Annotated in this window: 22 protein-coding genes; 20 read left to right on the forward strand and 2 right to left on the reverse strand. The window is 42.2% G+C overall.

What is annotated here, in order from left to right; all coding sequences use genetic code 11:
• Positions 1–31 precede the first annotated feature (31 nt).
• The 15 genes from SLH51_RS04965 (at position 32) to SLH51_RS05035 (ending at position 14820) form a co-directional block, all read left to right on the forward strand.
• The gene (locus tag SLH51_RS04965) at positions 32–433 is read left to right on the forward strand and encodes a F0F1 ATP synthase subunit epsilon (protein ID WP_335959583.1); all 402 of its coding nucleotides are present in this window, start codon (positions 32–34) and stop codon (positions 431–433) included.
• A 514-nt stretch (positions 434–947) separates the two neighbouring features.
• Positions 948–1190: a DUF1146 family protein gene (locus SLH51_RS04970; protein WP_335959584.1), complete on the forward strand. Its 243-nt coding sequence runs from the start codon at positions 948–950 to the stop codon at positions 1188–1190.
• A gap of 688 nt (positions 1191–1878) precedes the next feature.
• Positions 1879–3204: a UDP-N-acetylglucosamine 1-carboxyvinyltransferase gene (murA, locus tag SLH51_RS04975; protein ID WP_335959586.1), complete on the forward strand. Its 1326-nt coding sequence runs from the start codon at positions 1879–1881 to the stop codon at positions 3202–3204.
• Positions 3205–3501: 297 nt separating this feature from the next.
• Positions 3502–4527, forward strand: a complete 1026-nt coding sequence (spoIID, locus tag SLH51_RS04980) for a stage II sporulation protein D (protein WP_335959588.1) — start codon at positions 3502–3504, stop codon at positions 4525–4527.
• 321 nt (positions 4528–4848) lie between these two features.
• Positions 4849–5709, forward strand: a complete 861-nt coding sequence (locus SLH51_RS04985; RefSeq protein ID WP_335959590.1) for a M23 family metallopeptidase — start codon at positions 4849–4851, stop codon at positions 5707–5709.
• 260 nt (positions 5710–5969) lie between these two features.
• Positions 5970–6146, forward strand: coding sequence for a hypothetical protein (locus SLH51_RS04990; protein WP_335959591.1), 177 nt, complete (start codon positions 5970–5972; stop codon positions 6144–6146).
• 163 nt (positions 6147–6309) lie between these two features.
• Positions 6310–6612, forward strand: coding sequence for a DUF4212 domain-containing protein (locus tag SLH51_RS04995; RefSeq protein ID WP_335959592.1), 303 nt, complete (start codon positions 6310–6312; stop codon positions 6610–6612).
• Between the two features lie 44 nt (positions 6613–6656).
• Entirely contained in the window at positions 6657–8312 is a 1656-nt protein-coding gene (locus SLH51_RS05000; protein ID WP_335959593.1) for a sodium:solute symporter family protein, read from the forward strand.
• Positions 8299–10203 carry a DUF294 nucleotidyltransferase-like domain-containing protein gene (locus SLH51_RS05005; protein WP_335959594.1) on the forward strand — a complete coding sequence of 635 codons (1905 nt, stop codon included), beginning with the start codon at positions 8299–8301 and terminating at the stop codon, positions 10201–10203. The genes SLH51_RS05000 and SLH51_RS05005 overlap by 14 nt, the downstream gene beginning before the upstream one ends.
• A 185-nt stretch (positions 10204–10388) precedes the next feature.
• A complete protein-coding gene (locus SLH51_RS05010) occupies positions 10389–11054 on the forward strand; it encodes a 3'-5' exonuclease (RefSeq protein WP_335959596.1) in 666 nt (221 codons plus the stop codon).
• A gap of 96 nt (positions 11055–11150) precedes the next feature.
• A complete protein-coding gene (gene spoIIID, locus SLH51_RS05015) occupies positions 11151–11438 on the forward strand; it encodes a sporulation transcriptional regulator SpoIIID (protein WP_335959597.1) in 288 nt (95 codons plus the stop codon).
• 130 nt (positions 11439–11568) lie between these two features.
• A complete protein-coding gene (gene mreB / locus SLH51_RS05020) occupies positions 11569–12570 on the forward strand; it encodes a rod shape-determining protein (protein ID WP_335959599.1) in 1002 nt (333 codons plus the stop codon).
• Between the two features lie 430 nt (positions 12571–13000).
• Positions 13001–13696 carry a DNA-directed RNA polymerase subunit beta gene (locus tag SLH51_RS05025; RefSeq protein ID WP_335959601.1) on the forward strand — a complete coding sequence of 232 codons (696 nt, stop codon included), beginning with the start codon at positions 13001–13003 and terminating at the stop codon, positions 13694–13696.
• Between the two features lie 156 nt (positions 13697–13852).
• The gene (gene fabZ / locus SLH51_RS05030) at positions 13853–14275 is read left to right on the forward strand and encodes a 3-hydroxyacyl-ACP dehydratase FabZ (RefSeq protein ID WP_335959603.1); all 423 of its coding nucleotides are present in this window, start codon (positions 13853–13855) and stop codon (positions 14273–14275) included.
• Between the two features lie 266 nt (positions 14276–14541).
• Positions 14542–14820 carry a DNA primase gene (locus SLH51_RS05035; protein ID WP_335959604.1) on the forward strand — a complete coding sequence of 93 codons (279 nt, stop codon included), beginning with the start codon at positions 14542–14544 and terminating at the stop codon, positions 14818–14820.
• 373 nt (positions 14821–15193) lie between these two features.
• On the opposite strand, the gene SLH51_RS05040 is transcribed toward SLH51_RS05035, so the two are convergent.
• The gene (locus tag SLH51_RS05040) at positions 15194–16291 is read right to left on the reverse strand and encodes a polysaccharide deacetylase family protein (protein ID WP_335959606.1); all 1098 of its coding nucleotides are present in this window, start codon (positions 16289–16291) and stop codon (positions 15194–15196) included.
• Positions 16292–16426: 135 nt separating this feature from the next.
• Between SLH51_RS05040 and SLH51_RS05045 the strand changes: the two genes are divergently transcribed.
• The 4 genes from SLH51_RS05045 to SLH51_RS05060 all read left to right on the forward strand — a co-directional run bounded on the left by SLH51_RS05045 (position 16427) and on the right by SLH51_RS05060 (position 20344).
• Positions 16427–17602, forward strand: coding sequence for an iron-containing alcohol dehydrogenase (locus SLH51_RS05045; RefSeq protein WP_335959608.1), 1176 nt, complete (start codon positions 16427–16429; stop codon positions 17600–17602).
• 134 nt (positions 17603–17736) lie between these two features.
• Positions 17737–18300 carry a helix-turn-helix domain-containing protein gene (locus SLH51_RS05050; RefSeq protein ID WP_335959609.1) on the forward strand — a complete coding sequence of 188 codons (564 nt, stop codon included), beginning with the start codon at positions 17737–17739 and terminating at the stop codon, positions 18298–18300.
• Complete coding sequence (locus SLH51_RS05055) at positions 18264–19130, forward strand: IS3 family transposase (RefSeq protein WP_335959610.1); 867 nt, start codon at positions 18264–18266, stop codon at positions 19128–19130. The genes SLH51_RS05050 and SLH51_RS05055 overlap by 37 nt, the downstream gene beginning before the upstream one ends.
• An 80-nt stretch (positions 19131–19210) precedes the next feature.
• A complete protein-coding gene (locus tag SLH51_RS05060; RefSeq protein WP_335959611.1) occupies positions 19211–20344 on the forward strand; it encodes a CapA family protein in 1134 nt (377 codons plus the stop codon).
• Positions 20345–20544: 200 nt separating this feature from the next.
• Here SLH51_RS05060 and SLH51_RS05065 read toward each other — a convergent pair whose 3' ends face one another.
• Positions 20545–20985 (reverse strand): NUDIX hydrolase, encoded by a 441-nt coding sequence (locus SLH51_RS05065; protein WP_335959613.1) that lies wholly within the window; start codon positions 20983–20985, stop codon positions 20545–20547.
• 71 nt (positions 20986–21056) lie between these two features.
• On the opposite strand from SLH51_RS05065, the gene SLH51_RS05070 reads away from it, so the two are divergent.
• Positions 21057–21257: a PLDc N-terminal domain-containing protein gene (locus SLH51_RS05070; RefSeq protein ID WP_335959615.1), complete on the forward strand. Its 201-nt coding sequence runs from the start codon at positions 21057–21059 to the stop codon at positions 21255–21257.
• Positions 21258–21932: the final 675 nt, after the last annotated feature.

Raw genomic sequence — 21932 nt, forward strand, 5'->3', positions numbered from 1 at the left:
CCCCGGATTTGCTAGTAAGGAGGGTTTTCAGATGCCGACAGTTCAAGTAAGTGTTGTAACTCCTGATGGGAAAGTGTATGACGGAGCTGTGGATATGGTCGTTGTTCGCACCCTAGAGGGCGAGCTTGGGATTTTGCCAAACCACATTCCGTTGGTTGCTCCATTAACAGTTGGAGCGGTACGCTTAAATAAAGGCACCACTGTGGAAAAAGTTGCTGTGACTGGTGGGTTTGTTGAAGTTCGTCCAGATCAAGTAACGATTTTAGCAGAGGCAGCTGAGTTGCCTTCAGACATTGATGTTGACCGTGCGCGTGAAGCTGAACAACGCGCGAAACAACGTATTGACTCAGCTAAATCAGATGAAATTGATTTTAAACGAGCTCAGCTTGCGTTGAAGCGAGCAATGAATCGTTTAGACGTTGCAGGAAAATAATTCATGCAAAATAAGGCGCCTTTTTAGGCGTCTTATTTTTTTGTTTTGTTCATACTATAAATGCGGGTTGGTAGTAAAGTGGGTTTAATTAAAAATGTCATTATTTGTTCATATTTGATTGTGACTTGGCAACGGCTCCTTCCAGAAAACTGCACAATTTTTATCAAAAAAGCTAATAAGAAAGCGCCGGCTCCGCTCATTGCTTAGAAAGAATAAAAAAAGGGAAGAACGTCCTTTTTTTAAGATGAAAGTGGCAATGGCTCCGCACGGCGTACGCCTTTTGAGAAAGGCACTCAAAAGGCTAAAAGCCCAACGCCGGCTCCGCTCATTGCTTAGAAAGAATAAAAAAAAGGGAAGAACGTCCTTTTTTTATTCTTTCTAAAATAGGTCCGAACAACTAGAAAACTCCTATAGCTTTTTTACTTTCTATCAGTTATGATGGAAAATGGGCTGATTTTTATAACTGGAAATTTTGAAGTCAGTTCGACATATTTAGATCAAAAATGAGGGAGTCATGACAATGTTAGGTGGATTTGGACAACAGGCTATATTACATATTGTAGTCAACGTCTTTTTCATTGGCGTTACATGGTGGGCATTACAATCTTTTCGATTTGATCTGTTTGTAAAAGAACCAAATGGTCCAAAGGCAAAAGTCTTAATGATAATCGCTACGATTGCCATTGCCCAGTTGGTTAGTCAGTTCTTTCTTGATTATTTCAATTCTACTCAGATGCTCCGTTTTTTGTGGGAGTAGGATACAATCAGGAATGACTACAACTTCCATGTATGCTGAGACTTCTCCAGGAAAAAATGATACTAATAACGTTTTCTTGTGGGAGGAGAACATAAATGGTTGTAGAGCGTTTTGTTGGAATTGGTTTGTTTTTTTCAAAAAGAGGGTACCTCATGTTCAGAGAGCTTTAATTTTCATATTCCGCTTTACTTTTTGTCTATTTTTTCAAAAAGTTGGAAAAAGAGAAACTTTTGGGCGTTTCGTTACGTATTATTTTTTAAGCATAACGAAAACACGTTGGATCAAGAGAGAAAGCTCACTTTACATAGTAGCACCAATTGTGAAAGACCTGAAATCAGTTCAATATTCGCTTCATCTAACACCTAAGAGTAATAACTACATGTACCTATAGGCAGGTGCTTGGAACATATAGGTCAGCAATTGAATCTAATGTAGTATTGGAACATGTAAAAGCAAGAGAGTGTTATGTTTGGATTCAAGGGAGCAATTGGCATTCTAAAATACAAAAAATTGATTTTACGATCGAGTAGCACGTAAGGACGTTTCTCAGCTGACTTATGAGTGACTAGCTAGTCAGTTGGCATAATGATTGGGCGCAGGGACAACGTTGACAATAGGAACGCCTAATATTACGCCTGAATATTGATGATAGAGAAGAGACTATAATTTAGACGCGGAGGGGAATACGTTGGAAAAAATTATTGTCCGGGGTGGCAACCAGCTACGCGGCACTGTCAAGGTAGAAGGCGCCAAGAACGCAGTCTTACCTGTGATTGCTGCATCAATCTTAGCAGGCCGCGGCACAAGCCACATATATGATGTGCCAAAATTGGCAGATGTATACACGATGAAAGAAGTTTTAAAAAATTTAAATATTGATGTTGTTTATAAGGATGGCAAATTCGATGTAAATGCTGAAAAAACATTGAAGACAGAAGCGCCTTTTGAGTATGTGCGTAAGATGCGAGCTTCTTTTCTTGTCATGGGCCCACTTCTTGCTCGTGTAGGAAAAGCAAGAATAGCTTTACCTGGTGGTTGTGCAATTGGTTCACGTCCAATTGACCAACACTTAAAAGGGTTCGAAGCTATGGGAGCAACGGTTGAAATCGGTAATGGATTTATTGAAGCACGGATTGATGGACGTCTGCAAGGTGCGAAAATTTATCTTGATTTCCCGAGCGTTGGAGCAACAGAAAACATTATGATGGCAGCAACAATGGCTAAAGGTACGACAATTATTGAAAATGCTGCGGAAGAGCCGGAAATCGTTTGTGTTGCCAATTACTTGAATGCAATGGGTGCAAAAGTAAGAGGTGCTGGAACAGGCGAAATCCGAATTGAAGGCGTTGATGAACTAGTTGGTGCCCAGCATACGGTGATCCCTGATCGAATTGAAGCAGGTACGTTTATGGTTGCAGCTGCGATTACAAAGGGTGACGTTTTAGTTGAAGGCGCTGTGTCAGAGCATCTTCGTCCGCTTATTGCAAAAATGGGCGAAATGGGTGTTAAGATTACAGAAGAAGAAAACGGGTTACGTGTCATTGGCCCAGAGAAGTTAAAGCCCGTTGATTTTAAAACGATGCCACATCCTGGTTTCCCAACGGATATGCAAGCTCAGATGATGGCCCTCCTACTTCAAGCACACGGAACTGGCGTTATTACTGAAACGGTATTTGAAAATCGCTTCATGCACGTAGAAGAATTTCGTCGGATGAATTCCAATATTAAAATTGAAGGACGCTCTGCTATTATTACAGGGCCAAATAACCTTCAAGGTGCAGAAGTGTCTGCTACTGACTTACGTGCAGGTGCAGCGCTAATCCTAGCTGGACTCGTAGCAGAAGGTGTGACACGTGTGACAGAATTAAAACACATTGACCGTGGCTATGTAGACTTAGCTGATAAACTACAGCTGCTTGGAGCAGATGTAGAACGCGTAATGGAAGAAGTTGAAGAGGAAATTGAAAACCTCGAAGCTCCAGCTCCACTACACTTAAAATCAAATTTAGTATAATTCGATGAAGAGGTCTCGTATGGGGACTTCTTTTTTGTTTTTTTTGTCGAGTTGCCGAAACCTGAGCTGAAGTCGTCGGAATCGGGTTCGAAGTCGCCGGAAAACGAGCAAGTCGTCGGAATCGGGTTCGGAGTCGCCGGAAAGAGCGAGCAAGTCGTCGGAATCCGCCCTAAAGTAACCGGAAACTTCAGCCCTGTCTTATCACCTCCTCCTTCTGAAATCAAACTGAGAAATAGTTCTATTTCCAGCCAAGCTATCATATATTTTGATAGAGACATTGATAAATGGAGGACTGACATGAAACGACTTCTCATTGTAGCAACTATTTTATGCACAACTGTGCTCATTATTCCAACTATGCTCGTACTTTTTGTATCAGATCCTACAGAAAATACAACAACGGTTACTAGAACGATCACGCTAGAAGAGACGCAGGAAAAATGGTCCTACCAACCGGAAGAAGATGTAGCGGTCGCGATTTACCGAACGCAAGTAGAGGAAATTGAAGAAGTTCCATTGGAGAAATATGTGATGGGGGTTGTCGCTTCAGAAATGCATGCGAATTTTGAAATGGAAGCTCTTAAGGCTCAGGCTTTGACAGCTCGAACGTATATGGTCAAAAATATTCTGCAACCAAGAGATGTCAAGCTCCCAGAAGGGGCGATGGTCACAGATACCGTGACGCATCAAGTGTATAAAAATGAAGCCGAACTTAGAGAACAATGGGGCGCGGATTATGACATGAACATGGCGCGCATCCAAGAAGCTGTGTTAGCGACGCAAGGGCAAGTCTTAACGTATGAAGGAGAACCAATTGATGCGATGTTTTTCTCAACGAGCAATGGCTATACAGAAAACTCAGAGGATTACTGGGAGAATGAGATTCCGTATTTGCGCAGTGTCGAAAGCCCGTGGGATCAGTCATCTCCAAGATTTAGCGCAGAAAAAGTTGTTACTGTAGCCGAGTTTCAAGAAAAGCTTGGTGTGACGATGCCAGAGGACGGGTCAGCTGGATCCATTGTCGAGCGAACAGACGGGGGGCGTGTCGCCAAAGTCGTCATCAATGGGAAAGAATTAAGTGGCCGTGATGTTAGGGACAAATTAGGATTAGACTCATCTGACTTTCAATGGCAACGCCAAGGCGACCAGATTGCGATTCAGACAAGAGGATGGGGCCACGGTGTAGGGATGAGCCAGTTCGGTGCTGATGGGATGGCGAAAGAAGGAAAAGACTACAAGGCGATTGTGAATCACTATTACCAAGGGGTGAAAATCCAGGGCCTAGAACCATACGTAGCAGATATGATGGCAAAAGTAGATTAACGACTAGCTCTGGGAGGAAGGTACACTTCCAGAGCTTTTTTGCTATGGACCGATGGGAAAAATCACTGAAAGGCGATTTGTGAAAAAGTACACCGAGGAAGCTGCAACAGCTCCGCACGTTGCGCGCACGCAGATTGAGAAACCCACTCATAGCGGGCTTTAAGGTGTGAGACACTTCTCACCCCATTGCAACGCTCATTGAGAAATGTCCCCTCCATGCATAATTAAATTAACTTTGTCGAAAACTAATTTAAAAAAAGTTTTCCTGTGATGTATACATTTCTAGCAATCTGATCAGAATGATTGCTGAGGTGATGGAAAATGAGAGAAGAAGAAAACAATCGCTCTTCTAAATCTGAATTAAAAGTAAAAAGTTTATTACGTAAGCGTTGGGTGTTGCCTGCAGTGTATTTAGTTGCAGCAGCGGGTGTGTTAAGTGCCGTATTTGTTATGCAAGATGGAAATGAAACAGCTGCACCACAAGAAGGTGTGGAAGTAACAGATCCAAGTCAAGCGGGAGAGATGAACCCATATGGTGAAGAGGCTGTTGAAGTAACTGCTTCATCAGAAGTCGTAAAAATGCCAGTAGTTAATGAAGAAGAAATAACCGTTGTTGGCTATTTCTACGATGTGAATGGTTCACCTGAGGAACAGCAAGAAGCTCTCGTATACTACAATAATACGTATTTCCCGAATAAAGGTATGGACTTCGCTCATGTAGATGGCGAAAGCTTTGAAGCTACTGCTGCTCTTAGTGGAACAGTTATCAAATCAGAAAAAGATTCACTGCTTGGCTATGTTGTTGAGATCTCACATGAAGACGGGGTTGTCACACACTACCACAGCTTAGAATCAGTTGAAGTAGAAGAAGGAGATACAGTGGAGCAAGGAGCCATCCTTGGGCTTGCCGGGCGTAATAGCTACAATTCTGATGCCGGCATTCATGTTCATTTTGAAATTCGTCAAAATGGCGTTGCTGTCAATCCGAATGATGTGTTCCAACAACCAATTGATTCTGTAAAAGACATTGCAGATGATCAAGCAAAAGAAGAAGATAAAAAGCCAGCTGAAGACGAAGAAGAAGAAGGTCAAGAAGATGGAGTGACAGATGATGAAGAAGCTACTCCAGATGAAGAAAATGATGAAGAAGAAGAACATGAAGGACTAAGTGAGCTAGGTTAATACAAAAGATGACAAGCTGATTTCGATAGACTCTCTAGAACCCGTAATGGGACAAGAGGACTATGAGTGAATCAGCTTGTTTTTTTTTGTTATGGAGATGTTGCAGATTTTGTTGATAAAAGTGTATATAGGAAATATTGACATAAATCAGAAATTTTGAAATAATGTGTTATAGAACAACAAGACAGTGTGTAAACACATTATTTTACGACAATAAAAGATAACGCTTACAAAAAGTGAGTTTTACAGGAGGGGTGAAGATGCTTTACGTCTTTTTGTTGATTACGTTCTTATCGATCGTTTTTGCGTTTCGGTTAAAAAAGCCCTTGCTAATGTCTGTGCCGTTTGTTTCGATTTTTGCTTATATGATTGTCCAGATTGCAATGGTGCCGCTCGGTTTCTTTGAGACTGTTAAGTTTATTTTTGGATTAAGGTAGACCAAAAGTAGGACAATACAACATTCACTTATGCTACAAACCGACTATTCAGTATGCTCGTAGTGGAAACGTTGGAAACGTGGTTTTACTTAATAAAGGAGGGGATGCAAAGCGTAGGCGAATGGGAAATCTGTATTAATTCCAAAAAAAGGAGGAGTTAGTAGTGAAAAAAATTGATAAAAGTGTTGCTGATGCTTATTTTCGTGCGCGTACGATGCTCGTCGTAGTTTGTTTGATCATTGGTGGCTTTGTTTCGTTTGGAGTTGTGGCATTTGCTGAGTTATTTGCTAATTATACGATTCTGGGCATGCCGGCCCATTATTACATGGGGGCACAAGGTGCGATCGTGACTTTTGTTCTTTTGTTATTTGGAAACGCCATTATTAGTGATCAAATTGATAAAAGGTTTGGCATTGATGAAGAACACAATACGAGAGTGAGTTCAGGTAAGGTGTTGGATCACTAAGAGGTGCAGAGAAAATAGAGCAAATTTGACGGGGGGCAAATAAAATGGATCAGCAAACGATCGTATCAGTATTACTCATTTTAGCAACGTTTGGTCTCTACATTGGGATTTCGGTGTATAACCGAGCGAGGGCAACATCTGATTTCTATGTCGCAAGTCGTGGGGTTCCACCGTTTTGGAACGGGATGGCAATCGGGGGCGACTGGATGAGTGCTGCCTCCTTTATTGGGATGGCAGGGACGGTCATGATTCTTGGATATGACGGTTTGGCCTATATTATGGGTTGGACTGGTGGGTATTTATTTCTTACTTTCTTACTTGCACCGCAGCTTCGAAAATATGGACGGTATACGGTGCCAGAATTTATCGGTGACCGATTTGATAGCAATGCAGCTAGACTCATTGCGGCAATTGCAACGATTATTATAAGTTTTACATACATCATTGGTCAGCTAGCTGGTTCGGGTGTCGTGATTGGACGGATTCTAAACATTCCAGCGATGTACGGAACGATGATTGGCGTTGTCGTCATCGCCATTTATGCGACACTCGGTGGGATGAAGGGGATTACGTGGACACAGGTTGCGCAGTATATGATTTTAATTTTGGCCTATATTATTCCGATTGTTTTTATGTCGCTTCAAGTGACGAACAATCCGCTTCCATGGTTGACGTATGGAAACATCGTCAGTGAGCTTGGTGCTCTTGATCGAGAGCTAGGGATCTCGGAATACTTTGCTCCGTTTGCCAATAGTGAAAAAGCGCAGTTCATTGCTTTAATGTTCACGTTAATGGTTGGGACAGCGGCACTTCCACATGTAATTGTGCGTTTTTATACGGTCACAACGATGAAAGCAGCTCGTTGGAGTGGGGCGTGGGCGCTTGTTTTTATTGCGTTATTGTATTTATCAGCTCCTGCTTATGCGGCGTTCTCTCGTTTCATTTTAATGACTCGTGTGGCAGGCCAGCCGCTTGATCAGCTTCCGGCTTGGACAGAGACGTGGATAAACACGGGGTTATTGCAGCTTGCAGATACGAATGGCGATGGTATTTTGCAATGGTCTGAAATTGTCATTTCCAATGATATTGTCGTGATGGCGACACCGGAAATTGCGAATCTAGGCGTGTTTGTGATCGGCTTAGTTGCCGCCGGTGCGATGGCAGCAGCCCTTTCAACAGCTGGTGGTCTTCTAATTACGATTTCGTCTTCGTTTGCACATGATATTTACTACCGCTTGATGAACCCGAATGCGACTGATAAAAGACGACTGGCTGCTGGTCGTTGGGCGATTGTGCTTGCAACCGTTGTTGCTGGAGCGGTTGCGTTGAATCCTCCTGGTGTGATTACACAAATTGTCGCTTGGGCGTTTGGTCTTGCTGGTGGTACTTTCTTCCCGGTCCTGCTTCTTGGCGTGTGGTGGAAGCGTTGCAACAAGCAAGGAGCCATTGCTGGGATGTTGACCGGATTAACAGTAACACTTGGTTACATTCTCCTTGCAAGAAGTGGAATTACGATCTTTGGCATTCAAGATACAGGAGCAGGTTTAATTGGGGTACCGATTAACTTACTTGTAACGATCCTTGTATCGAAATTGACAGCTGCACCATCTCAGAAATTGCAAGATGAAGTGGTAGACCTCCGCTACCCTGAACAAATGACCTACCGCGATGGCGAGGTCTGGATGGATGAGTCAAAATAACTTTCACGCTCATATTCGCATGCATCCGCTATTTAAAGGACTACCTGAGTCTATATTTAATGAATACATGCAGGCGTGCGAACTAAAAGCGTACAAAAAATCGGAGACGGTGCTTTACAAGAAGGCACCGAGAGAAGGACTTCTGCTTATCCTAAACGGGATGGCAGAAGTTTTTGTCGCAGATAAGCAGCATACCCAGAAGGAGGTCCTGGAAGTGCTGCAAAAAGACGATATGATCGGATTTTCAGGTTTGGCTGATTTTATCGAAGGAAAAACAGAAAACCCTCACCGTTTTGCGATTGAAGTTTGTGCACTAGAAGATTCAAATTGTCTTCATATTCCATATAGTGTTATCGAGAAGAGATGGAGTGACCCGGCGGTTCGGGAGTTCATCATGCAACAAGCGGTCATTCGCTTGCAAGATATATATGAATCGTTTGCTGAACAAGTCCAGCTAGCGAACAAATGGGGCGAAAGTGAACCGTTTATTCGCCGGGTTCAAGATGTAATGAGTGAGCCGGTTGTGATCGTTGATCTAGAGGACGATGTGCAAGATGTGGCCGAAGAAATGGTGAAACACGCCACAAGTTCTGTCGTTGTGTTAAATGACGGTGGCCAGTTAATTGGAATTATCACTGAAAGAGACCTTGTCCGTCGCGTTGTCGCGAAAGGGCTTGGTCCAGGTGTGATGGCCAAGGATATTATGACGTCACATCCGTTCATTATTTCCCGAACAGCCTATTATTACGAAGCAATGTCGAGTTTTCTCATGAACGGGGTGAAGCACTTGCCCGTTATGTGTGGCGGTCGAGTCGTTGGCATGGTTACGTTATCGGATTTATTACGCAAGAAAAACCGCGGAACGATGGAGCTAGTGCAAACGATTGAGGAATCGACGAAGGAAACGATTCACGAACTGGAGCCTGCGATGTATGAGGTGTTATCCACTCTCATTCAAGACGGCATTCCAACCGTTCATACACTTGATGTGATGACGAAACTGTATGACCGGCTCGCATTACATGCTGTGAAACTAGCAGTCGATGCATTACGTGAAAAAGGTTTGGGTGATCCTCCGGTTGCCTTTGCTTGGTATATGATGGGGAGTGGCGGCCGCGGTGAGCAGTTTATGTTGACCGATCAAGATCATTTTCTCGTCTATAATAATGAAGGAAACCGGGGACAAGTCGAAACCTATTTTCAACAACTAGGCTGCGAAATTGTCAGTCAGTTAGAGGCGGCAGGGTATGAGAGGTGCAAGGGGAAGATGATGGCAAGTGTTCCTCAATGGAGAGGAACAGTAACCGAGTGGCAGGAGCGCCTGAGAGGATGGGGCTTGAGAGCGACAAATGAGAACTTGCTACTTGCTCACAATTTCTTATCTTTTCGCTATTTATATGGCGATGAAGCGTTGCATGATCAATTTGTTCGTTTAGTAAAAGATCAGCTCAGATCCTCGCGTATTTTCTTATTCCGCATGGCGGAGATGGAAAAAGAGCATCCTGTGCCGACATTTGATCACCCGATCCGTGCCTTGTTTGGGATCAAGCGCGAAACCGTTGATTTAAAAAAGCATGCGTTGTTCGCGCTTCATCATGGATTGCAGCTTCTTTGCGCCAAGCACGGAATCATCGAAGGAAAGCCGCTTGAGCAAATGGCTCTACTCACAGAGCTCCATGTTCTATCAGAAACAACTGTAGACGCTTTGCGCTTTGCATATGAAGTCGTTCTCCGCATCAGGGTTGAGTCTGCTTGGAACGCTCATAAGCTAGGAGTGGAACCGACAAGTGAAGTTAACTTCATGCATCTACGCTCAAAAGACAAAGAAGAATTGCTGATTGCACTGCGAACCATCCGAGGATTGCAGAACCAAGTTGTGGCAGGAGTGTGAGAACGGGGGAGCAGGCTGCGGTGATATGAGTATAAGCCGTATGACGGGAATCGCGATAATCAAGTTTTATCAGCGAAATCGTCAATATAACAGCGGGAATTTCTCACTTAACTGCAAAAGGGCGCAATACCCCACGTTGCCCGCACTATGTGGATCTGCGCGTCCAAAGAAGAGAGGGTGAAGTGATGTTTTGGAAGAGGCCGTCGTTGCTCCCAGGGTGGTGTGGAAATCGCGATACGCCGCTAAATACGCCGATTTCTGATTTGACGTTTACGGTATTCGACACGGAAACGACAGGATTTGCAGTCGGGTCAACTGACCGCTTGCTTGAAATTGGAGCGGTTCAGGTAAAGAATAAAGAGGTATGGCAAGAGACGTTTCAAATGCTTGTGAACCCAGAAAGGGACATCCCAGCTTCTATACAAGAGTTAACCGGTATTTCCATGGAAACAATCAAGCAAGCTCCAATGTCACTCGCAGCGATTGAAGCTTTCCTAGCATTCAATGAAACAGCAAATGGAGCCATCTGGGTCGGACACTATGTGAGTTTTGACCTACTTGTTATTCAAAAAGAACTTAGAAGGCATCAATACAAAATTGACATGCCCACTTGCATCGATACACTTGATTTAATCGGCTATTTAAGCCCGTCAAAGCATATGCTTGATTTAGAGGTTTACGCGAGTCAATTTGGAACAAGGATCTATAATAGACATCAAGCCTTAGGTGATGCGATGACGACCGCACATCTTTTTTGTGAGCTTTTATACCACCTTGAAAATTCCGGCAAACATACGCTTGCAGACCTAATTGAAATCAGTGATATATCAAAAAAGAACATACAATTCTGAAAAGTATCGCTCGTCCTTACAAGAATGTGGTATATCTAAGCATCCCCCCTAATAAACTGTACCAATCACCAACACAGAATTAGGGAGGCGAGTCGTGTGCACGATTACATCAAAGAGCGAACCATCAAGATAGGTAGGTACGTCGTAGAGACGAAAAAAACGGTGAGAACAATAGCCAAGGAATTTGGAGTCTCGAAAAGTACCGTACACAAAGACCTCACGGAGCGGTTACCTGAAATTAATCCTGAACTAGCAAATGAAGTAAAGGAGATCCTTGAGTACCATAAGTCAATAAGGCACCTGCGCGGCGGGGAAGCAACGAAAGTCAAGTATAGGAAGTCGCAAGATCAATCTGTTCAACCAATCGTTAAAACAAGAAATTAACTGGCAAATGATGTAACATTTTTTGAAAAAAACAGATCCCTGTGAGAACATTCTGTGATAAAATAAACAATTAGGTAAATCGTAATAATTAAACACGATCATGTTCGGAAAACAGGGAGGCAAAAGAATCATGTTTGGTCGAGATATAGGAATAGACTTAGGTACTGCGAATGTTCTCATTTATGTAAAAGGCAGTGGGATCGTCTTAAATGAACCATCAGTAGTTGCAGTAGAAACAACAACGAATCGAGTACTTGCAGTAGGGGATGAAGCGTTCCGCATGGTTGGACGTACACCTGGAAATATTGTTGCCCTCCGCCCGATGAAGGACGGGGTCATTGCAAACTTTGAAATGACTGAATCAATGCTTAAACATTTCTTAGGCAAGATTAATGTCAAAAGTCTTTTTTCAAAGCCAAGAATCCTTATTTGTTGCCCAACCAATATTACATCGGTTGAACAAAAGGCGATTCGCGAAGCTGTAGAGAAAAGCGGTGGGAAAAATGTATTTTTGGAAGAAGAACCAAAAGTTGCTGCGATCGGAGCTGGAATGGATATTTTCCAACCGAGTGGAAATATGGTTGTAGACATAGGCGGTGGAACAACAGATGTTGCTGTTCTTTCGATGGGTGATATCGTCACCGCCTCTTCCATTAAAGTAGCAGGTGATCGCTTTGACGCTGACATTCTTACATATATTAAAAAGAAGTACAAGCTTTTAATCGGTGAGCGTACGGCAGAGAACATCAAAGTACAAATTGCAACAGTATTTCCGGGTGCACGACAGGAAGAGATTGACATCCGTGGACGTGACATGGTCAGTGGACTTCCAAGAACAATTACGGTACACTCAAAAGAGATTGAAGAGGCCTTAACGGAGTCTGTTTCCTATATAGTACAAGCTTCCAGACAAGTATTAGAGCAAACACCACCAGAGCTTTCCGCTGACATTATTGACCGTGGTGTCATATTAACAGGTGGCGGAGCACTCTTACACGGAATTGACCAATTACTTGCCGAAGAACTAAAGGTTCCTGTCCTAGTAGCAGAAGAACCAATGCACTGTGTAGCAAAAGGAACGGGGATTCTTCTAGAAAACTTAGACAAAATGGCAAGAAAAGTACGGATATAGTGGAAACGAAAAAAGGACGAACCACCCTTTTTTCGTTTCCACGAAGCAATGAGCGCAGCCGCCGTAAATGTCTTAAGCCTTTTGGGCGAACTTCCCAAAAGGCGCACGGCGAGCGGAGCCATTGCCACTTCTATGAATTAGAAAAAGGGTGGTCTCCCTGTTAGTCAACAATGCAACACCCTTTTTTGAGTTAACTTGCTGTAATCTTTTTAGAAAATAGAGTTAAAGGAGGTATGGCCATTCTTCGTGGAATGTACAGTGCTGCTGCTGGAATGATTGCCTAACAAAACGTCAAGATTACCAATTCAATGCTCGCTCGGTATCTATGGCAGATGAAATGTCTGGACTCATTAACGGACTTCGCAGATAAATGACCTAGGAAGCTAGAACCATCAGCATGAACAGGCTGAACAGATTTGAGGAGAAAACGATGGATAATGGATCAAACAAAAGAAGCCAAAAAATAGAATCTGAATTAAATGAAGAAACAAATTCCCGAGCAGATGAAGACATGAGAGAAAATGACTCTGTCGATCAGTTAGAGGAAACGGACGTTTTAGAAGAGACATTAGACGAGCCAACTGAAACAGAGCCGACCGGTTCGAAAACGTTGGAGGCAGATCGGGCCGAAGAAGAGGATTCCTTATCTGATGAAACTCGAGTAGAAGAAAGACCTTTTACTAATGAAGAAGGAGAGCTTCATGAGGAAGCGTCTCTAACAGAGGAAGAGGAGTCATCTCTAACACCAAACGAAGAGAAAACCGAAGTAGCACAGGCTGATGAGCAATCCGTAATTCACGCCAATGAAGAAGGTACTCGCTCAGATGTGCAAGAAATCAAGCAAGGCGATGCAAGTGCACTTATCGCAAAGCCGGCAGAACAGCAAGAAGAAACAAAAGAATCGAAAGAAACGCGGGAAGCTAGAAGAAAGAAGCGAACACATAAACCACGGTTACGCCTCATTCCGATATGGCTACGGATTTTCATTGCGATTGTTTTAATAGGTGGCAGCTTAATCTTAGGATTAATGTTTGGATTTGGTGTCATCGGTGGTCATGATCCGGCTGAAGTGATTCGACCTGAGACATGGTATCATATTATAGACTTTATTCGAGGCGAAACGTAGCCTCGATTTTTTTGTGATTGAAGTAGTGTGAGAGCCGAGGTGGCAGGTTGAAACTCATTGGCCTGATCACAGCGTTTCTACGATTAGTGCTTGTCATTTTTTGCCTACATTTGTGATATAATGAAGGCACATACATACTTGAGGAGATGAACGATAATGCTAACGATTGAAGAAATTAAAGAGATTATTCCGCATCGCTATCCGTTTTTGTTGGTGGACAGAATTGAGGAACTGGAAGAAGGAAAACGTGCGGTTGGGTTGAAAAATGTCAGTGCTAATGAAGAATTTTTTAACGGACATTTTCCAGACTATCCTGTGATGCCTGGAGTTTTAATTGTGGAAGCGCTCGCGCAAGTTGGTGCAGTAGCAATTTTAAAACCAGAACAAAACCGCGGGAAGCTTGCTTTTTTTGCTGGAATCGACAACTGCCGCTTTAAAAAGCAGGTCAAGCCTGGTGATCAGCTTCGTTTAGAAGTTGAAATTGTTCGTTTAAAAGGTCCAATCGGAAAAGGACATGCGATTGCGACAGTGAATGGCGAAGTAGCTTGTGAGACAGATATTACGTTTGCAGTGAAATAAATATTTTGATTGTAGCCATACTAAAAAGAGCTTATCCTTATCATTGGATAAGCTTTTTAGTATAAAGTACAAAACAATAAGGGATACTAGTCCCATTTCTTGACATTGTTATGTGAAAAAATGGGATATATTGTGAAGGTAGTTAGATAATAAGGAAAAAGGACGCAACTCATAGACGGAGATGAATAATCTTGCTAAGATACACAAAGACTAACAGCAAGCAAAGTTTTTTCAGTTAGTCATAAAAATATTTGGGGGTAGTAAAAATGAAAAAGAAATTATTAACAACAACAGCAGTTGCTGCTTTAACTTTAGGACTACTTGCGGCTTGTGGAGAGCCAGCAGAAGAGGAGCCGGTACTAGACGACGCACCAGCAGTTGAAGATCCAGCAGGTGATATTGAAGAACCAGTAATGGACGAGCCAGTAGAAGAAGAACCAGCATTAGATGATGAGTTCGAAACAGAAGAAGAAATTGACGTTGACTTAGAAGATGAAACAGGAGACGAGTTAACTGACGAGGAAGATGAAGAAGCAATTAACTAATTCATCTTTCTAATATACGACCTATCGCCAATGGCGATAGGTCTTTTTCGTTAGAGGGAGCGTTGTGTATCTTCTTTGAAGTAGCGGACTGTCAAAGATCCTAACTCGTTTCAAGTCACCTACATAAGGGTACTTAGGTGACCGGATTTCCCTTCTACGTAAGGTTTAGTGAAACCTTTATTGATCACTAGCAAGCTTAGCGGAAGGCCTGCAGGATCGATCTCAAAGTTCCGTCTATGGCTCCGGTCAGGCCCATCTGTAGCATTACAGTGTGTATGAAATGCTAGAAGTAACTACTCATTTTCGGGTCAGACCTCTACAAATAACGAAATAGAGCCTTGGGAGATCCCAAGCTCTACTTCGTTATTTTTCTTTAATCCGATAATAGCGTTTGAAGCGTCACGAATTTATATCCTTTTTGCCGTAAGTCATCAATGATTTGCGGCAATGCTTCCACTGTCCCGTCTAGAAGACGAGCCTCTGCTTGGAAATTGTGCTGGAGAATGATGCCACCAGGGGAAATGTCGCGATTTACAATAGCTACTATTTCATCTCCTGATAAGCCGCTCCAATCTAGTGTGTCAACAGACCACATGATGTTTCTCATTCCTAACTCATTAAAAACAGCGATATCTGATTTGCTGTACGCACCAAAAGGGGGGCGAAATAAGTCAGGCTGTTTGCCGACGACTTTTGCCATTTCGGCTTGTGTTGATTGTATTTCTTCTTTTACTGTCTGTGACCAGACACGCCTAAGATCCGGGTGATTCCATGTATGGTTTGCAATACCATGGCCTTCGTTAACAATTCGTTTCATTTCTTCAGGAAACTGTCTTATTTGCTTTCCCATAACAAAAAATGTTGCAGGTGCACCTTTTTCTTTTAAAATGTCTAAAATTTGTGGGGTATAGCGACTTTCAGGACCATCATCAAACGTTAACGCAACAAGTTTCTCTGTCATATTTCCACGTTCAATCAGATTTGACTGAATATCAATATTGGTAGTTATAAATGTACGTGCCAAAGCAGCGTCGTATCTTACATCCATCCCTAATTTTCTAGCTACATTTACGATAGGTACAAATGGTTCGCCATTAAATTCAACCGTTTCGATTGGAAGGGAGTGTCGTTTCCAAGTACCTCTGACATAATCATCAGAGTACTTTTTGCCTACAGGTAATGCAAACATCGTACCTCTATTACGAAATACGACAGAACGGTACTGTTCGTCCCAATCAACAAATGCCCCCGTATGCTTTAGAAAAAGGGCTGGAACAAGCAAATGTCCCTCTCTCATAATATATTTTGTGGTAATAGGTTTGTCATCAATCATAATTGGTGCCTCTGCTAACCTTGATTCTTGAGCGTTAGCTGTTGTTGACAGAAATGAGAGAAAAAGAACAAAAATCAGATAAGTTTTGCGATTACATAGCTTAGGTGCATTGGTTGAGAAATAGGATTTCTTCCACATTATTTTCGTGCTCCTTTTTGTGAGTATGATGTAGGTAGTATTCCCGAAGATCAAAGTTACTTTCATAAAAGTAAAAAAGGGAAACCGTTTCATCATGTAGAAATCCTTACTTCGATGAAGAAGCAGGGAGGGAAAATGATGAATGCATTTGAGTTTGACTTGCCAACAAAGATCTTCTCCGGCAATGGAACATTCCGCAAAACAGGAGACTATATTAAGGAACGAATAACAGGAAAAAGGCTGTTCATCGTGACAGATCAGGGCCTTTTGAAAATAGGTTTAGTTGAACAATTAGAAAATATCCTCGCGCAAAAAGGCTATGAAACAAGCCTTTTTGCCAATGTTCAGCCAAATCCACGAGATCATGACTGTATAGAGGGGGCTAACCAAGCACGAGACTTCCAGGCAGATGGCATTATTGCACTTGGAGGTGGCTCTGTCATTGATGCAGCCAAAGCCATTGCGATTTTGCAAGTGCTAGAAAAGCGACCGCAAGACTATGCAGGGCGTGGGCAAGTACCAGCAGCAGTCACCCCAATTGTCGCGATTCCAACAACGGCAGGAACAGGGGCAGAAGTGACACGCTCTTCTGTTATTACGGATACAGAAAAGAAGATCAAGCTAACAATTAAAGATGTAAAAATTGCCCCAATGATCGCCATCGTCGATCCAGAACTAACATACAATTTGCCTCCGTTGTTAACAGCATCAACGGGGATGGATGCGCTTGTTCACGCAATTGAAGCTTATACATGTAAATTGAGCAATCCAATTGCGGATGGACTGGCCATTGAAGCGATGAAGAGGATTTACCCTGCGCTTAGAAAAGCAGTTTCTGACGGGTCTGACAAAGAAGCGCGCTATGAACTAATGATCGGTGCAACGATTGCAGGAATGGCGTTCTCTCATGCCGATGTTGCTTCGGTACACTGTATGGCCGAAGCAATTGGTGGGCTTTATGATACCCCGCATGGAATTGCCAACTCAATGTTTTTGCCATTTGTCATTGAATACAACGCAGAAGCTGAGTTGACCAAGCATGCAAAGATTGCGAGAACACTTAATTTAGCAACTGAGACAGAGTCAGATAAAGACGCCGCAGCTGCTCTTGTAAACGACATGAAGCAACTAGCAAAGGATATTGCGATCCCAACGTTTGCCTCCTTGCCACAAGTGAATCGAGCTGATTTTGAATACTTAGCGGAATCTTCGTATCAAAATGGTTCAACTCCAAGCAATGCGCGTGAGATTACAAAGGCTGATTACCTTGCATTGTTTGAAAAAGCATGTGGGGGGCAGTCCTCCATGTAACATCTTTGTTCACTGCGCTAACGCAGTAAAGTTAACGGCTATAATGATTCATCCTATGATATACTAAAAAAAGAGCCTAACGGTACCGACCCCCGAAAGTTAGAGTAGATAATCTAACTTTCGGGGGTGTTTTTATGGCCAAATATAGTGAAGAGTTTAAAATAAAGCTTGTTACTGAGTATTTAAATGGAAATCTTGGATATAAATCATTAGCGAAAAAATACAATATGCCCTCTCAAACACCAATACAAGATTGGGTAAGAGCCTATAAAACAAAAGGGATAGAGGGTTTAAAGCGAAGAAAAATGAAGGAAGCGTACTCTGTTCAATTTAAAATGGATACGATACAATTTATGATAGAGACAGGTGCTTCTTTTCAGGAAACTGCTGAACAATTTAGCTTGAATAATCCTTCATTAATTCACCGTTGGATGAAAATATTTAATGAACAAGGGATAGAAGGCCTGAAACCAAGATTAAAGGGGCGAGCTTCTATGTCTAAAAACACCAATAAACAAAAGAAAAAAGAAGAGAAGAAGTCAACACGCGAAGAAGAACTAATACGCGAGAATGAATTATTGCGACTAGAAAATGCTTACCTAAAAAAGTTGAGAGCTTTTCGAGAGAATCCGAATGCCTTCCACGAAAAGCACAAGCAAAGGTGGCATTCGAACTCCAAGAAGAGGGATTCCGATTAAAAGATATTCTCCTTGTCGTGGGAATTCCAGAAGCAACCTACCACTACCATGTGAAAAATTTTGACAGAGAAGATTCGGACTCAGAATTTAAAAAAATCATTACGGATCTATTTAAAAAGTTTCATGAACGTTATGGTTATAAACGGATCACGAAAGAATTAAAGAAATTAGGACATTCTATTAACCATAAAAAAGTGTATCGCATAATGCGAGATTTGGGATTAAAATGTGTGAAATTTATGAGGAAATCTCGTAAATACAATTCTTATAAGGGGAAAGTTGGAAAAGTAGCGAAAAACAAATTATCCCGCCGCTTTAGCACACCTATCCCTCTACAAAAATTAGTAACCGACATTACAGAATTCAAATGTTTAGGCGAAGAGAAGTTATATTTAAATCCGATTCTTGACCTTTATAACGGGGAAATTATTGCTTATGATATCAAGAAACGTCCCACGTTAGATATTGTCATGGACCCTTTAAAAGAAACGATAGAGATAATAAAGAATCGTGCAACATATCGCACCACCATCCATTCCGATCAAGGCTGGCATTACCAGCACAACCAATGGGTGAGGACATTAAAAGAAAATAAAATATTCCAAAGTATGTCACGTAAAGCAACCTGCGCAGACAATGCTTCGATGGAGAATTTCTTTGGTATTTTAAAGCAAGAAATGTATTATGGGGAAGAATTAGTAAACTATGAAGAATTAAAAAGGCGTATTGAAGAATATATCTACTGGTACAACCATGAACGATCAAAAGAAAAATTGGCTGGTTTAAGTCCAGTCGAATACCGAACTCAACCCAGCCAATCAGCTGCATAATAAAAAACTCTAACTTTTAGGGGTAACCACCAACGTATAGGCTCTTTTTTTCAATGTTAGTTATCAAACGGGGGGATCACGTGAGAATAAAAATGATACTATATATGACGATGCTGTTTACGATCATCGGATGCCAACAGCACGATGACGTGACAACGGAGTCAAACCCTACGCAAATTGATGCAGAAATCGTCCGCCAAGAGGAACCGGAACCAGTTGAAGAAGAACCTGTTGAAACGACGATTACAATTGGTGCAGTCGGTGACGTTCTTTTGCATGAACGTGTGTATGTACCAGCTGAAACAGAGGATGGCTATGATTTTATGCCAATGCTTCAAGAGGTTGAGTCATTGCTTGCAGCACCAGATTTCTTGATGGCGAATCAAGAGTCGATGCCAGGAGGAGTGGAAATTGGTTTATCGACGTATCCAGCGTTTAATAGCCCGCAAGAGATTGTGAGCGATTTGCAAACCTTGGGCGTTGATATGGTCATTGGAGCGAACAATCATACATTGGACAGAGGAGTACAAGCTGTTGAAAATGCGCTTGATTTTTATGATGAAATCGGCATGGATTATGTGGGCGTCTATCGCGATACCGCCGATCGGGAAACAGACCGAATTGTGTCCGTGGACGATATTACACTTGGCGTGCTCGCGTACACGTACGGCACTAACGGGATTCCGATTCCGGAAGGGCATGAAGATATTGTCGCTTTAATTGATCCAGACCGGATGCAGCAAGATGTGGAAAGACTTCGTGAACAAGTCGATGTCGTCATTGTTCATATGCACTGGGGAGACGAGTATGCACGTGAACCAAATGCCCAGCAGCGTGAATTAGCACAGCTCTTATCAGAAGCAGGGACCGATATTATATTTGGTCATCACCCCCATGTGTTGCAGCCAATTGACCATTTGCAACAAGAAAATGGTCAAGAGACATTCGTCTTTTATTCCTTAGGGAATTTCTTTTCTGGTCAAAATTTCGAGTACACCGATATTGGTGGAGTTGGAACGATCGAGATTACGAAAACGACAAAAGGGGACGAGCAGATAATCGACATCCAAACCCCGCATATTGAGCCAACGTTAGTTGTGCTAGAGGACGATGTGTACCGGATGATGCCAATGGCTGATTCAGACGGCTCACTCATCAACGGAAGCACGACGGAACACATGCTTGAACATGTGCAAATGTATGTGAATGAGTAGTTTGAAAAAGCCAAGGGTGGAATCTTGTAGATTCCACCCTCGGCTTTTGGGTGTGAGGGAAAGGGAGTAAGGGGAGATGAAGATAGTCGTGGAGCTTAATGCCGTTGGAGAAGACGCCAAAAACATAGTACAAGAAGCCGGCCACAGCCATAGCAAGACCTCCAACCCAACTCCGCATCCCGCTACACACCCCCCTCATCCTACCGACGAAATCGTTCAAGCATCAACCGGCTTGTCGGAATCATTTCACTTGGGAGCTCATCTAAGTGAAAATAGGCGAGCTCATGTCCTTCGTGATCGGGCATTAGTTCGCCGCTCACGTCGGTAGAAGTGAAGGACACAATGACATTGTACACCTCATCGCCATTAGGATATTTAAAATAAAACTCTTCGCCTGAAAAGACGGTATACAGCTTCATATCGCCTACGATTAATCCAGTCTCTTCAAGAATTTCTCTTCGTGCGGCATCCTCTACAGATTCGCCGATTTCCATAAATCCACCAGGAATGCCCCAGTTATTTGTATCTGTTCGATGTTGCAATAACACACGTCCGGCCTCATCCTGTATAATAACGGATGCTGCAGTTAAAATTAATGGTCTATTGCCAGCAATTGACCGTATCATTTCTATATAATTCATTTTTTCCTCCTCATTTTTTAACAATCACTGACTAAAATGGATCAGTCCCAAACTTTGGAAAGGAGCATCTCATGGTCGAAGTATCAATTGTCATGTTATTGTTTTTACTCGTAATTTTCGGTGGTCTCATTTTAAATGTTATCACAAGTATTTGGTGCTATCGAGATTCAATCAGACAAGGGAACAGCAAAGAGTATAGCTTGCTTTGTTTAGTCGCCACTCTCTTTTTCCCAATTATCGGCTTTATTATTTACCTAATTATTCGCAAATAGGGAAATATTCTAGCGTTGTGTCCAAAAGTTGATATATGAGCGGTTTAGTAAATACATCGAAACTAAGCCGCTCCTCTGCCCCAAATCCGTTGCCCTTGGCAAACACAAAGAAGGCGCTTGTCCATAAACAAGCGTCTATTAACTAGATGCAAGTACTAACTTATTTTTCGAAGCTTGCCATTAAAGACTTCATCGTCCTTTTAGAACCTTGATTCCAAACAATGATAGTGGTGTCCAAATCGATTTTATTCTGACAAGCGGCATGTTCCTCACCTCGTACTTAATGGAATGCTTTAAAAAACTCCAGCAGAATAACGCAAAATAAGTCTGAAAATTCATTCTTGTATAATAATTCCATTATATATTGGAGGGTGTTCTATATCAAGAACATATTTAGGATTTTTCTAATAGGTGAAAATAGCCAGTGAGTGATATTCTGTCCTATCAATATGTAATCAAATTGATTAGGAGAAAAAAACGTAAACCCATTTAATCCAACCGATAAAAGACAGCCATAACGGAATGCTTAACGACGTTCCCCATACTAACCCTATTAAAAACGTATTTTCGTTTTCCATTTATGTAGCCTCTTTTCTTATTAGATTAGAAGTACTAATTAAAAGTATATATGAAAACGCTTTCAAAATTAAGTGGAATCGTTCTACAAAATTGTCC

The organism is Halalkalibacter kiskunsagensis, assembly GCF_037027555.1.
In the GTDB taxonomy this organism is placed as follows: Bacteria; Bacillota; Bacilli; order Bacillales; family Bacillaceae_D; genus Halalkalibacter; species Halalkalibacter kiskunsagensis.